This is a genomic window from Amycolatopsis sp. NPDC004378, from assembly GCF_053602455.1.
Genome location: NZ_JBSGDR010000004.1, coordinates 81285 through 94507, shown reverse-complemented (window position 1 = coordinate 94507; position 13223 = coordinate 81285). Strand labels below are relative to the sequence as shown.

The following is a 13223-nucleotide window of genomic DNA, read 5'->3' as shown; positions in this document are numbered from 1 at the left end:
GCAATGCAGGAGACGAATACCCGGAGAGTTACGTTTTCCGTGGTCAGGCACCATGGGATCGTGAGCACGCTGACTTCGCCGCGACGGGTTTCCGCGGTACCCGCTCCGCTCTTGTTCGTTCTCAGCGGAATTTCCATGTACGCCGGAGCGGCGATCGCGGTCGACCTTTTCGGCCACGCGACGCCGGCGGGCGTGGCCTGGCTGCGCTGCCTGGGCGCGGCGGTGGTCCTGCTGGCCTGGCGCCGCCCCGGCCGGGCCGCCTGGCGCGGCCGCCGGCTGGCGCTGGCGATCGTGTTCGGCGTCGTCACGGCGGGCATGAACGTGCTCTTCTACGAGGCGATCGCCCGCCTGCCGCTGGGCACGGTGGTGGCGCTGGAGTTCGCCGGCCCGGTCCTGGTGGCGGCGGTCGGCTCCCGGTCGCTGCGCGACGTGCTGGCGGTGGTCCTGGTGGCGTGCGGCGTGGTGGCGATCGCCGACGTCCGCCTGTCCGGCGCGTTCCTCGGGGTCCTGTTCGCCCTGGGCGCGGCGGCGGCCTGGGCGGGCTACATCCTGCTGGGCAAGCGAGTGGCCACGGACGGCGACGGCATCGACAGCCTGGCAATCGGCTTCGCGGCGGCGACGGTGGTGCTCTCACCCTTGGCCTTCGGAACGGGCGAGGTGTGGTCTTCGCCACGCATGCTGCTGCTCGGGGTGGGCGTAGGGGTGCTGTCGACGGTGGTCCCGTACGCGCTGGACCAGGTGGTGCTGCGGCGGCTCGGGCAGGCGCGGTTCGCGGTGTTGCTGGCGCTGCTGCCGGTGACGGCCGGGGTGATGGGGTTCGTGCTGCTCGGGCAGGTGCCTTCGGTGGTTGAGGCGCTGGGGACGTTCGCCGTGGTGGCCGGGGTGGCGTTGCGGAGCCGAGAGGGATCCGCGCGGCCGGTGCCGGAGCCGCCGGGCTGAGCCGTGCCGGGGCGCGTGGTGCGCGGGCTGGGTGCCGGGGCCGCCGGGCCGCGTCTCGTGCGCCGGGCTTCGGGAGGACCACGCTGGGCGTGGGGCGTGGTCGGGAGAGGTGGCTGGGTGCCGGAGCCGCGGTGCTGGGCTGGACGTGGGGCGTGGTCGGGAGAGGTGGCTGGGTGCCGGAGCCGCGGTGCTGGGCTGGACGTGGGGCGCGGCTGGGAGCGGTGCGGCTGGGGTACCGGAGCCGCCGGGTTGGGGCGTGCGTGGTGCGGGGCCGGGCGGCCGCGGCTCGCTCCGGAGCCGCCGCGGCCGGACCTCGCGCGCCGGTTTGTGATGGCTCTCACCTCGCTCTACCGGGATACTGGCCCGGGGCGGCTGGGAAGCGGGTGGCCATGACCAAGGCGGCGTCGGCGGCGGCGAAGGACTTCGCGGCCGCCGGAGTGGGTGGTGTCCACCTCGCCTGGGCGGACAACAACGGCATTCCGCGCTCGCGCATCGTGCCCATCGCCGGCCTTGCCGAGGCCGCCACCCGGGGGGTCGGGGCGACTTCGCTCTTCGCCGTCTTCGACAGCCATGACGCCATCACCTACGGGCACGCCGGGCTCGCCACGCCGTCCGGGGACGTGCGGCTCGTGCCCGTCGTCGACCGGCTGCGGCGGCTCGCCGGGCAGCCCGCGCTCGCCTGGGCACCCGTGCGGCAGCTCACCCGGGACGGGGAACCGTGGCCGTACTGCCAGCGCGCCGTCCTCGAGCGGCAGGTCGCCGAAGGCGCGCGGCGGGGGCTGGAGTTCCGGGCGGGCTACGAGCTCGAGTTCGCCGTCGCGCCCGCGGGCAGTGCCGGGGTCGTCGCCACGCCCGGGCACCCCGGGCCCGCCTACAGCCCGCACGCGCTCGTCGGCCTCGACGGGTTCGTCGCCGCCCTCCTGCACGACTTCGCCGCCAACGGCCTGCGGATCGGGCAGCTGCACGCCGAGTACGGCGTCGCCCAGATCGAGCTGTCGCTCGCCGCCACCGATCCCGTCTCCGCCGCCGACGACCAGTTGCTGGCCCGCCAGACCATCCACGCCGCCGCGCACGCGCACGGCCTCGTCGTCAGCTTCGCGCCGCTCGTCGGGCTCGACGCCGCCGGCAACGGCTGGCACCTGCACACCTCCGTCCGCCGCAAGGGCCGCAACCTCCTCGACGGCGACGACGGCCGGCCCGGCGACGACGGCGCCGGCTACCTCGCCGGGCTCCTGCGCGACCTGCCGGCGCTGACCGCGATCACCGCGCCGAGCGTCCCCTCGACGCTGCGGCTGCGCCCCGGCTACTTCGCGGGCGCGTACGCCTTCTGGGGCGTCGAAAACCGCGAAGCGCCGCTGCGGTACGTCCCCGGCTCGACGCTGCTGGGCGCCGACCACGCGAACGTCGAGCTCAAGACGTCCGACGCCTCGGCCAACCCGTACCTGGCGCTCGCGGTGGTGCTGGCCGCCGGGATGGCCGGTCTCGCGGACCCCGCGGCGCTGCCCGAGCCGATCGCCGAGGACCCGGGTGGCTGGACCGAAGGCGAACGCGAGACGCGCGGCGTGCGCCGGCTGCCCGCGGACACCGCCGAGCAGGACGCCGCGCTGGTGGCCTCACCGCGGATCGCCGGCGTGCTCGGCGACGACCTGCTGGGGGCCTTCCGCGCGGTCCGGGCGTCCGACGCGGCGTGGGCCGCCGAGCGCGCGGCCGACGAGATCGTGGCCGCCCACCTGTGGCGTTATTGAGAGCTGGGAGAATGGTTCCGACGTACCAGCGAAACCGCTGAGGGGACCGATGTCTTCGGGGATCGACGGCGGGCAGCTCGACCTGTCCGGGGTGCGGTGGCTGCCGGGTGGCGCCCGGCTGGCCGCCGTGGCCCAGGCGGAGCTGCCCCAGAAGGACGGCTTGGCCGCCGCGTTCTGCGGCCTGGCGGCGTTGCGCGCGGCCGGGCTCGACGTGCCCGACCAGGACGCCGTCGCGCTGGCCGCGGGCACCGTGCGCGGGCCGGTCTTCCGGCCGCCGGGCGAGGCGGGGCGGCCGGAGTTCCGGCTGCCGCTCCCGCACGTCGACGACCCGGCCGCGGCGGGCACCCGCGTCTCCGGCCTGGCGACGGCCATCGGCGCGCTTTCGCACGACACTCTCACCGCCGTTCCGGTGACGGGGGAGTGGACCACCGAGACGCTCTTCGACCTCCTGGTCGGCCTGTGGGACGTGCCGCGCGTCGCGGTGATCGCCCGCGTCGACGGCGCCGAGCTCGGTGCCTACGACACCCCGGAACGCGCGCTGCTCGACTACCTCGACACCGGCGTCCCGCCCCTGTGGACGTCCCTCTGGCGCCCGCCCGGCGGTCACTTCGTGCTCCTGGCGGGCATCCGGATCGGCGCCGAGGGCACCCTGCTGTCCGTTGTGGACACTTACGCGTCGTTCGGGGACAACGGGATCCACGACCAGCCGGTCGAATGGGTGACGGCCGCGCTGGCCGGGCTGGGCGTGCTGGTCGTCGTCGACGCCGGCCAGGCGGCCGTGACGCGCGAGGCGGCGCGCGTCGCCGGCCTCACTCCGTCCTATTGGGACTGACTTCGGCGTCCGCGTCCGCGACCGCGAAGCGCGAGTGACGGCGGCCGTAGGCGAAGTAGATCACGAGGCCGATCACGAGCCACGCCGCGAACCGGATCCACGTCAGCACGTTGAGGTTCAGCGTCAGGTAGAAGCACGCCAGCGCCGCGAGGACCGGGACCACCGGGGAGAACGGCACCTTGAACGGCCGCTCCAGGTCGGGACGGCGGCGGCGCAGCACCGGGACCGCCACGGCCACGATGATCATCGCCGACAGCGCGCCGATGCTGACCATGTCGGCCAGCTCGGAGATCGGGATGAACGCCGCCAGCACGGCGATCAGCACCGCGCCGCCGATGGTCATCCGGTGCGGGGTGCCCCACTTCGGGTGCGCGGTCCCGAGCGCCTTCGGCAGCAGGCCGTCGCGGCCCATGGCGAAGCCGATCCGCCCGATCGTCACCAGCTCGACCATCATCACCGACGTCAGGCCGGTCACCGCGCCGAGCGAGATGAGCGCGCCGACCCAGTGCTGGCCGACCCGGTCGAACGCGTCGGCCAGCGGCGCGCCGGTGTCGATGTCGGTGAACGGGATCATGCCGGTCAGCACGATCGAGACGCCGATGTAGAGCAGGGCGCACACGCCGAGCGCGCCGAGGATGCCGACGCGGAGGTCCTTGCGCGGGTTCAGCGTCTCCTCGCCGAGGTTCGCGAGCGCCTCGAACCCGGTGTAGGCGAAGAACACGATGGCGGCGGCGGTGACCATGCCGGCCACGCCGTACACCGACTGCTCCAGCCCGAGCCCCGCCTGCACGAGCGGTTGCTCCAGCACCGTCGACCCGGCCGCCGGGGCCTGCGACGGCGGGATGAACGGCGTCAGGTTCGCGCCCTTCACGAAGAAGAGGCCGACCGCGAGCACCAGCACGCAGACCGCGACCTTCACGCACACCAGCAGGTTGGTCAGCCAGGCCGACTCCTTGATGCCGAGCACGGCGACCACGGTCAGGACGGCGATGATGAGCACCGCGCCGACGTTGACCTTCGCGTCCTCGCCGAACCAGTCCGGCGACAGCCCGAGCAGGTTCGCGAGGTAGCCGGACCAGCCGCGCGAAACCACCGCCGCGCCGAGCGCGAACTCCAGCAGCAGGTCCCAGCCGATGATCCAGGCGAACACCTCGCCGAGGGTGGCGAACGCGTAGGTGTAGGCGCTCCCGGCGGTCGGGACGCTGGACGCGAGCTCGGCGTAGCACAGGGCCGCGAGCCCGGCGACGACCGCGCCGAGCACGAACGACAGCGTCACCGACGGGCCGGCGTGCGTCTTCGCCTCGACGCCGGCGAGGGTGAAGATGCCGGTGCCGATGATGATCCCGATGCCGAAGCCGATCAGGTCGCGCCCGCGCAGGCGCCGCTTGAGCTCCCCGGATTCCTGGCGCTTCAGGACCTCGTCCACGTTCAACGTTCTCCGCACACCCATGAGGAGAAGTTAGAAGGTCACGCAGGTTTCCGCAGAACGGCTCCGGAGTGACGTCAAGCCCCGCAGATGGCGCGAACGGCCGCGCCCCGGAATGCTGGGCGCGTGCCCGACGAAATCCCCGCCCGCAGTGCCCTGCACCGCCTCGCCGACCGCTACGGCGTCTCCACCCGGTACGAGAACGCCGACCAGGTCTGGGTCGACGTCGAAGACGACGTCGTCGTCGCCGTCCTGGGCCAGTTCGGGGTCGACGCCACCAGCGACGCGGCCATCGCCCGGGCGCTCGACGTGCGCGAGACCCCCGGCAAGCTGCCGCCGACCATCGTCGTCACGGAAGGCGCCACCCGGCCGCTGCCCGGCGACGCCGAGGTCTTCCTGGAAGACGGGAGCCGGCGGCCGGTGCGGGACGAGCTGCCCGGCGACCTGCCGCTCGGCTGGCACCGGGTGGTCACCGCCGACCAGGACGTCGTGCTCGCCGTCGTCCCCGCGAAGCTGCCCGACGTCCCGCCCGCCTGGGGCTGGATGCTGCAGCTCTACGCCCTGCACTCGGCCGGTTCCTGGGGCATCGGTGACTACGCCGACCTGCGGACCTTCGCCGCGCGGTCGGCTTCGGAGCTCGACGCGGGTGTGGTGCTCGTCAACCCCGTGCAGGCCTTCAGCCCCGCCCACCCGGTCGAACGGTCGCCCTACTCGCCGGCGAGCCGCCGCTTCGCGAACCCCCTCTACCTGCGGGTCTCCGACACCGAGACGTTCGCGAACGCCGACGCCGCGACGCGGGAGGCCGTCGAATCCCTGGCCCCGGACCGGGACGGCGAGCTGATCGACTACGACGCCGTCTGGACGGCGAAGCGCGCGGCCCTCGAACTGCTGTGGCCGCACCGCGTGGAAGAGGTGCCCGAGGAACCGGACCTGCGGGACTTCGCCCTGTTCTGCGCGCTCGCCGAGCAGCACGGTGCCGACTGGCGCGAGTGGCCGGAGCCGCTGCGGGACCCCGCCGGACCCGAGGTCGAGAAGGCGCGCGAAGAGCTCGCGGAGCGCATCGGCTTCCACGCCTGGCTGCAGCACCTCTGCCGGGAGCAGCTGGAAGCGGCCCGCACCGCCGCGCGCGAGGCCGGGATGAGCGTCGGGATCGTGCACGACCTGCCCGTCGGCGTGCACCCCGGCGGGGCCGACACCTGGGCCGTGCGGGACGTCTTCGCCGCCGACGTGCGGGTCGGCGCGCCGCCGGACGCCTTCAACCAGCAGGGCCAGGACTGGAACCTGCCGCCGTGGCGGCCGGACAAGCTCGCCGAGGCCGGGTACGCGCCCTTCCGGGACGTGATCCGCGGCGTCCTCCGCTACGCCGACGGCATCCGCGTCGACCACATCGCCGGGCTCTGGCGCCTGTGGTGGATCCCGCCGGGCGAGCCCGCCCACCGCGGCACGTACGTGCACTACGACGCCGAGGCCATGGTCGGCGTCCTCGCCCTCGAGGCGCACCGCGCGGGTGCGGTCGTCGTCGGCGAAGACCTCGGGACCGTCGAGGAGACCGTGACCGAGACCATGCACGAGCGCGGCATGCTCAGCTCGGCCGTGCTGTGGTTCGAACGCGACTGGGACGCTCCGGGCAAGCCGTTCACCCGCCCGGCCGAATGGGACCCCGAAGCCATGGCCAGTATCTCCACGCACGACCTGCCGACGGTCTCCGGCTGGCTGCGGGGCGAGCACGTCCGCGTCCGCGCCGAGCTGGGGCTGCTGGACCGCGGGGTCGACGCCGAGCGGGAGGCGGCCGCCGCCGAACGTGAAGCTTTGTTCGAACTCGTTGCGCGCGAAGGGATTCCGGACGACGACCCGGTCGTCGCCCTGCACACGCTGCTCGCGGAGGCCGCGTCGCGGCTGGTCCTGACGTCGCCCGCGGACGTGGCGGGCCAAGTGCGGCAGCCGAATCTGCCCGGAACCGTCGACCAGTACCCTAACTGGCGGATTCCCCTTCCCGTCAGCGTCGACGGCTTCTTCACCGCGAAGGGGGTGCGCGCCGCGGTGGCGCCGCTCGCGGCGGCGCGTCCGCTGCCCGGGTAACGGGTACTCCGGCGCACACGACTCTCGTCCGTCAGCACGGACGACCGGCACGACCCGAAAGCTCGAGGAGACCCCAGTGCGGCCCTGGCCCGGAACGCCCTATCCGCTCGGCGCCACCTACGACGGAGTCGGGACGAACTTCGCCCTGTTCTCCGAGGTGGCCGAGCGCGTCGAGCTGTGCCTGTTCGACGCCGAGGGCAAGGAAACGCGGTACGCGCTCGAAGAGGTGGACGGCTTCGTCCACCACGGCTACCTGCTCAACGTCGGGCCCGGGCAGCGGTACGGCTTCCGCGTCCACGGCCCGTACGAGCCCGAGCGCGGACTGCGCTGCAACCCGAACAAGCTGCTCATCGACCCCTACGCGAAGGCCGTCTCGCACGGCGTGAAGTGGGACGAATCGCTGTTCGGCTACAAGTTCGCCAACCCGGAGGAGCGCAACGACGCCGACTCCGCGGGCCGCGTGCCGTATTCGCTGGTGGCGAACCCGTTCTTCGACTGGGGCAACGACCGTCAGCCGAAGCGGCCGTACAACGAGACGGTCATCTACGAGGCGCACGTCAAGGGCATGACCGTGAATCACCCGTTCGTGCCCGAGCAGCTGCGGGGCACGTACGCCGGCATGGCGCACCCCGCCGTCGTCGAGCACCTGCAGAAGCTCGGCGTGACGGCGGTGGAGCTGCTGCCGGTGCACCAGTTCGTCAGCGACCACGGCCTGGAGGAGAAGGGCCTGACGAACTACTGGGGGTACAACACGATCGGCTACTTCGCGCCGCACGACTCCTACGCCGCGATGCCCGGCGAGGGCGGGCAGGTCCAGGAGTTCAAGGGCATGGTCAAGGCCCTCCACGAAGCCGGCATCGAAGTGATCCTCGACGTGGTTTACAACCACACCGCCGAGGGCAACCACCTCGGGCCGACGCTGTCGATGCGGGGCATCGACAACGAGGCCTACTACCGGCTGGTGGAGGGGGAGCCCGAGTACTACATGGACTACACCGGCACCGGGAACTCCCTCAACGTCCGCAACCCGCACACCCTGCAGCTGATCATGGACTCGCTGCGGTACTGGGTGACGGAGATGCACGTCGACGGCTTCCGCTTCGACCTCGCCTCGGCGCTGGCGCGCGAGTTCTACGACGTCGACCGGCTGTCCACCTTCTTCGACCTGGTGCAGCAGGACCCGATCGTCAGCCAGGTGAAGCTGATCGCCGAGCCGTGGGACGTCGGTCCCGGTGGCTACCAGGTCGGCAACTTCCCGCCGCTGTGGACGGAGTGGAACGGGCAGTACCGCGACACCGTCCGCGACTTCTGGCGCGGCGAGCCCTCGACGCTCGGCGAGTTCGCCTCCCGCATCACCGGCTCCTCGGACCTCTACCAGGACGACGGCCGGCGCCCGTTCGCGTCGATCAACTTCGTCACCGCGCACGACGGCTTCACGCTGCGGGACCTGGTGTCCTACAACGAAAAGCACAACGAGGCCAACGGCGAGGGCGGCCGCGACGGCGCCGACGACAACCGGTCGTGGAACTGCGGGGTCGAGGGCGAGACCGACGACCCGGAGGTCAACGAGCTGCGCGCCCGCCAGCAGCGCAACATGCTGGCCACGCTGATGCTGTCCCAGGGCGTGCCGATGATCCTGCACGGGGACGAGTTCGGCCGGACCCAGCAGGGCAACAACAACGTCTACTGCCAGGACTCGAAACTGTCCTGGATGGACTGGGAACTGGCCAAGGACAACGCGGACCTGGTCAAGTTCACCGGCGGGCTCGGCGCGTTCCGGCACCGGCACCCGGTGTTCCGCCGCCGCCGGTTCTTCCAGGGCGGCCCGGTCGGCAAGGGCGACAAGCTCGGCGACATCGCCTGGTTCACCCCGGCCGGCGAGGAGATGACCGAGCAGAACTGGGACGACGGCTTCGGCAAGGCGGTCGTCGTCTTCCTCAACGGCCAGGCGATCCCCGACCTCGACCCGCGCGGCATGCACGTCGAGGACGACTCGTTCCTGCTCGCCTTCAACGCCCACTACGAGGACATCGACGCCAAGCTCCCGGGCAACGGCTACGGCCAGGCCTGGACCGTCGTCGTCGACACCGCGACGGGTGAGGTGGAGCAGGCCGACGCGAAGCCCATCGAAGGCGGCGGCCAGTTCACCCTGCCCGCCCGGTCCCTGATCGTCCTGCAGCGAACGGAGACGGAGCCCGCATGACGGTGCCGGAGTCGACCTACCGGGTACAGCTGCGCCCGGAGTTCTCCTTCAGCGACGCGGCGGAGATCGTCGCCTACCTGCGTGACCTGGGCGTCGGCGCGCTCTACGCGTCGCCGGTGCTGGACGCGACGCCGGGCTCGACGCACGGCTACGACGTCGTCGACCCGACGCGCGCCCGGCCCGAGCTGGGCGGCGAAGACGCCCGGAAAACGCTGAGCGCGAGGCTGAAGGAGGCCGGGCTCGGCCTGGTCGTCGACATCGTGCCGAACCACATGTCGGTCGAGGTCCCGAAGGTGAACCGCTGGTGGTGGGACGTGCTCAAGCACGGCCGCGACTCCGAGTTCGCGGCGTTCTTCGACGTCGACTGGGCGCGCGCGCCGATCCTGCTGCCGATGCTCGGCGAGGACGACGCGGTCGCCGAACTGACCGTCGAGGGCGACGAACTGGTCTACTACGACCACCGCTTCCCGCTCGCGCCCGGCACGGAAACCGGGACACCGCAGGAGGTGCACGAGCGCCAGCACTACCGGCTGATCGGCTGGCGCCGCGGCAACGCCGAACTGAACTACCGCCGGTTCTTCGACATCACGAACCTGGCCGCGGTCCGCGTCGAGGACCCGACGGTGTTCGCCGAGACGCACGGGGAAGTCCTGCGCTGGGTCGCCGACGGCGACGTCACCGGCCTGCGCGTCGACCACCCGGACGGCCTGGCCGACCCGGGCGGCTACTTCCGGCGGCTGCGCGAGAACGCGCCGAACGCGTGGATCGTCGCCGAGAAGATCCTGCACCCGGGCGAGCCGCTGGCGCAGAGCTGGCCGGTCCACGGCACCACCGGCTACGACGCGCTGCGCGAGGTCGCGGGCGTGTTCGTCGACCCGGCCGCCGAGCCCGGCTACACCGCGCTGGCCACCGAACTGGGTGTCAAGACGGGCTACCACCGCGTCGAGGCCGAGGCCCGGCGGCTGGTCACCGACCACATCCTGGTCGCCGAGGTCCGGCGGATCGCGGCGCTGCTGCCCGACGTCGACCCGGAGCAGGCCCGCCAGGCCGTCGCCGAGACCATGATCGCCTTCCCCGTCTACCGCTCCTACCTGCCCGAAGGCGCGGCGCACTGGGCGGCCGCGATCGCCGGGGCCCGCCAGGCCCGGCCGGACCTCGCCGACGCGCTGATCCTCCTCGACGCCCACGTGACCAAGAACCCGGAAAGCGAGCTGGCCACCCGGATCCAGCAGACGTCCGGCATGGTCGTGGCCAAGGGCACCGAGGACACGACGTTCTACCGCTACACCCGCTTCGCCGCGCTGAACGAGGTGGGCGGCAACCCGGACCGGTTCGGCCTCGGCGTCGAGGAGTTCCACCGCTTGGCGGCCGAGCGGGAAGCCGGATACCCGGCGTCGATGACGACGCTGACCACGCACGACACCAAGCGCTCCGAGGACACCCGCGCGCGGATGGCCGTGCTCGCGGAGGTGCCCGGCGAGTTCGCCGACGCCGTCCGCCGCTGGACCGCGCGCCGCGGGATCGACGAGCCCTCGCTGAACCTCCTGGCCTGGCAGACGCTGGTGTCGACCTGGCCGATCGAGCCCGCCCGGCTGCGGGACTACCTCGACAAGGCCGCCAAGGAGGCCAAGCTCCGGACCAGCTGGACCAGCCACGACGAGGCGTTCGAAGCCGACGTCGCCGCCTGGCCCGGGGACGTCATGGGCGACGCCGAACTGGCGGGTGAGATCGAGGCGTTCGTCGCGCGCATCGAGCAGCCCGGCTACGCGAACTCCCTCGGCCAGAAGCTCGTCCAGCTCACCGCGCCCGGCGTCCCGGACGTCTACCAGGGCACCGAGTTGTGGGACTTCTCGCTGGTCGACCCGGACAACCGCCGTCCGGTGGACTACGCGGTCCGCCGCGAACAGCTGGCCCGGATCGCCGACGGCGAGCTGCCCGACGTCGACGCGTCGGGCGCGGCGAAGCTGCTGGTCGTCCACAAGGCCCTGCGCCTGCGGCGCGAACACCCGGCGCTGTTCCACGGCTACCGGCCGCTGCGCGCCGAAGGGGTCGCGGCGGAGCACTGCCTCGCCTACACGCGCGGCGCGGACCTGGCCGTCGCGGTGACGCGGCTGCCGATCGGCCTCGAAGCCGCCGGCGGCTGGCGCGACACGGTGCTGCCGCTGCCCGCCGGCGTCTGGACCGACGTCCTGACCGGCCGCGAGGTCACCGGCGACCTGGCGGCCCTGTTCGAGCGGTACCCCGTGGCGTTGCTGGTGCGAGGAGACGCATGAGGTTCGGCGTGTGGGCCCCGGCGGCCCAGCGGGTCCGGGTGAGCGTCGACGCGGGCGTGCACGAGATGACCGCCGGGGACGGCGGCTGGTGGCACGCCGACGCCGACGGCGTCAACTACGCCTTCCTGCTCGACGACTCCGGCGACCGCCTGCCCGATCCCCGGTCGAAGTGGCAGCCGCACGGCGTGCACCAGGCGTCGCGCGTCTACGACCACGCCGAGTTCGAGTGGACCGACGACGCCTGGCACGGCCGCCAGCTGCCCGGCGGGGTCGTCTACGAGCTGCACATCGGCACCTTCACCGAGGGCGGCACGTTCGACGCCGCGATCGAGCGGCTCGAGCACCTGGTGGACCTCGGCATCACGCACGTCGAGGTGCTGCCGGTCAACTCCTTCGACGGCACCGCGGGCTGGGGCTACGACGGCGTCCTGTGGGGCGCCGTCCACGAGCCCTACGGCGGGCCGGACGGCTTCAAGCGGTTCGTCGACGCGGCCCACGCGCGGGGCCTGGCCGTGGTGCTGGACGTCGTCTACAACCACCTCGGGCCCTCGGGCGCGTACCTCGACCGGTTCGGGCCGTACTTCGCCGGGCAGAACGACTGGGGTCCCGGCCTCAACCTCGACGGCCCCGGCTCGGACGAGGTCCGCCGGTACGTCGTGGACAACGCGCTGAGCTGGTTTCGCGACTTCCACGTCGACGCCCTGCGCCTCGACGCCGTGCACGCGCTGCTCGACCGGCGCGCGACGCACCTGCTCGAACAGCTGGCCGTCGAGGTCGAGACGCTGTCGGCCGCGCTGAACCGGCCGCTGACGCTGATCGCCGAGTCCGACCTCAACGACCCCCGGCTGGTGACGCCGCGCGAGCGTGGCGGCTACGGCCTGCACGCCCAGTGGTCGGACGACTTCCACCACGCCCTGCACGTCAAGCTCACCGGCGAGACGGAGGGCTACTACACGGACTTCGCCGCGCCCGACGCGATCGAGCGGGTGCTGCACGGGGTGTTCTTCCACGCCGGGACCTGGTCGTCGTTCCGGGAGCGGGCGCACGGCCGGCCCGTCGACACCCGGACCGTGCCCGGCCACCGGTTCCTCGCCTACCTGCAGGACCACGACCAGATCGGCAACCGCGCCACCGGGGACAGGCTGTCCGCGACGGTGTCGCCGGGACGGCTGGCCTGCGGCGCGGCGCTGCTGTTCTGCTCGCCGTTCACGCCGATGGTGTTCATGGGGGAGGAGTGGGCGGCGAGCACGCCGTGGCAGTTCTTCGCGTCCTTCCCGGACCCGGAGCTGGCCGAGGCCGTCCGCACGGGCCGCCGTCGCGAGTTCGCGCGGCACGGCTGGGGCGAGGCCGACGTGCCCGACCCGATGGACCCGGCGACCGTCGAGCGCTCCCGGCTCGACTGGGCCGAGGTCGAGCGCCCCGGTCACCGGGAGGTGCTGGAGCTGTACCGGGCGTTGATCCGGCTGCGCCGCGAACACCCGGAGCTGGCCGACCCGTGGCTCCCGGACCTGGGCGTCCGGACCGACGGTGACCTGCTGGTCCTCGACCGCGGCCGGCTCCGGCTGGCCGTCAACTTCGGCCCCGGGGCGGCGAGCACCGAGGCCGGGACCGTGCTGCTGGCCTGGGGCGGCGCGACGCCCGAGCTGCTGCCCCCGGAGAGTTTCGTTCTGGTCGAAACCCGATAACCGGACGGCACATCGCGCGCGAAACGACCGTTGTCTGGGAC

At 72.8% G+C, this 13223-nt stretch carries 8 protein-coding genes; 7 read left to right on the top strand and 1 reads right to left on the bottom strand.

The genetic code is table 11. From position 1 onward, the window contains the following. Positions 1 to 135 precede the first annotated feature (135 nt). The 3 genes from ACWEN0_RS15370 to ACWEN0_RS15360 all read left to right on the top strand — a co-directional run bounded on the left by ACWEN0_RS15370 (position 136) and on the right by ACWEN0_RS15360 (position 3516). On the top strand, positions 136 to 939 hold the full coding sequence (locus ACWEN0_RS15370; protein ID WP_451973464.1) for an EamA family transporter: 804 nt from the start codon (positions 136 to 138) through the stop codon (positions 937 to 939). Between the two features lie 389 nt (positions 940 to 1328). After that, positions 1329 to 2684 carry a glutamine synthetase gene (locus ACWEN0_RS15365; RefSeq protein WP_451973462.1) on the top strand — a complete coding sequence of 452 codons (1356 nt, stop codon included), beginning with the start codon at positions 1329 to 1331 and terminating at the stop codon, positions 2682 to 2684. A 49-nt stretch (positions 2685 to 2733) separates the two neighbouring features. Next, positions 2734 to 3516 (top strand): DUF6885 family protein, encoded by a 783-nt coding sequence (locus tag ACWEN0_RS15360; RefSeq protein ID WP_451973461.1) that lies wholly within the window; start codon positions 2734 to 2736, stop codon positions 3514 to 3516. Here ACWEN0_RS15360 and ACWEN0_RS15355 read toward each other — a convergent pair. Continuing rightward, positions 3494 to 4942, bottom strand: a complete 1449-nt coding sequence (locus ACWEN0_RS15355; RefSeq protein ID WP_451974283.1) for an APC family permease — start codon at positions 4940 to 4942, stop codon at positions 3494 to 3496. The genes ACWEN0_RS15360 and ACWEN0_RS15355 overlap by 23 nt on opposite strands. Before the next feature lie 126 nt (positions 4943 to 5068). Between ACWEN0_RS15355 and malQ the strand changes: the two genes are divergently transcribed. The 4 genes from malQ (at position 5069) to treZ (ending at position 13182) form a co-directional block, all read left to right on the top strand. After that, positions 5069 to 7021 carry a 4-alpha-glucanotransferase gene (gene malQ, locus ACWEN0_RS15350; protein WP_451973459.1) on the top strand — a complete coding sequence of 651 codons (1953 nt, stop codon included), beginning with the start codon at positions 5069 to 5071 and terminating at the stop codon, positions 7019 to 7021. Between the two features lie 76 nt (positions 7022 to 7097). Beyond that, positions 7098 to 9224: a glycogen debranching protein GlgX gene (gene glgX, locus ACWEN0_RS15345; protein ID WP_451973458.1), complete on the top strand. Its 2127-nt coding sequence runs from the start codon at positions 7098 to 7100 to the stop codon at positions 9222 to 9224. Continuing rightward, complete coding sequence (gene treY / locus ACWEN0_RS15340) at positions 9221 to 11497, top strand: malto-oligosyltrehalose synthase (RefSeq protein WP_451973456.1); 2277 nt, start codon at positions 9221 to 9223, stop codon at positions 11495 to 11497. The genes glgX and treY overlap by 4 nt, the downstream gene beginning before the upstream one ends. After that, positions 11494 to 13182, top strand: a complete 1689-nt coding sequence (gene treZ / locus ACWEN0_RS15335; RefSeq protein ID WP_451973455.1) for a malto-oligosyltrehalose trehalohydrolase — start codon at positions 11494 to 11496, stop codon at positions 13180 to 13182. Before treY ends, treZ begins: the two co-directional genes overlap by 4 nt. Positions 13183 to 13223 lie beyond the last annotated feature (41 nt).

Excerpts from the sequence above, each read along its gene's own strand:
- treY (WP_451973456.1), top strand. The coding sequence starts at position 9,221 with ATGACGGTGCCGGAGTCGACCTACCGGGTACAGCTGCGCCCGGAGTTC.
- ACWEN0_RS15370 (WP_451973464.1), top strand. The coding sequence starts at position 136 with ATGTACGCCGGAGCGGCGATCGCGGTCGACCTTTTCGGCCACGCGACG.
- ACWEN0_RS15365 (WP_451973462.1), top strand. The coding sequence starts at position 1,329 with ATGACCAAGGCGGCGTCGGCGGCGGCGAAGGACTTCGCGGCCGCCGGA.
- treZ (WP_451973455.1), top strand. The coding sequence starts at position 11,494 with ATGAGGTTCGGCGTGTGGGCCCCGGCGGCCCAGCGGGTCCGGGTGAGC.
- ACWEN0_RS15360 (WP_451973461.1), top strand. The coding sequence starts at position 2,734 with ATGTCTTCGGGGATCGACGGCGGGCAGCTCGACCTGTCCGGGGTGCGG.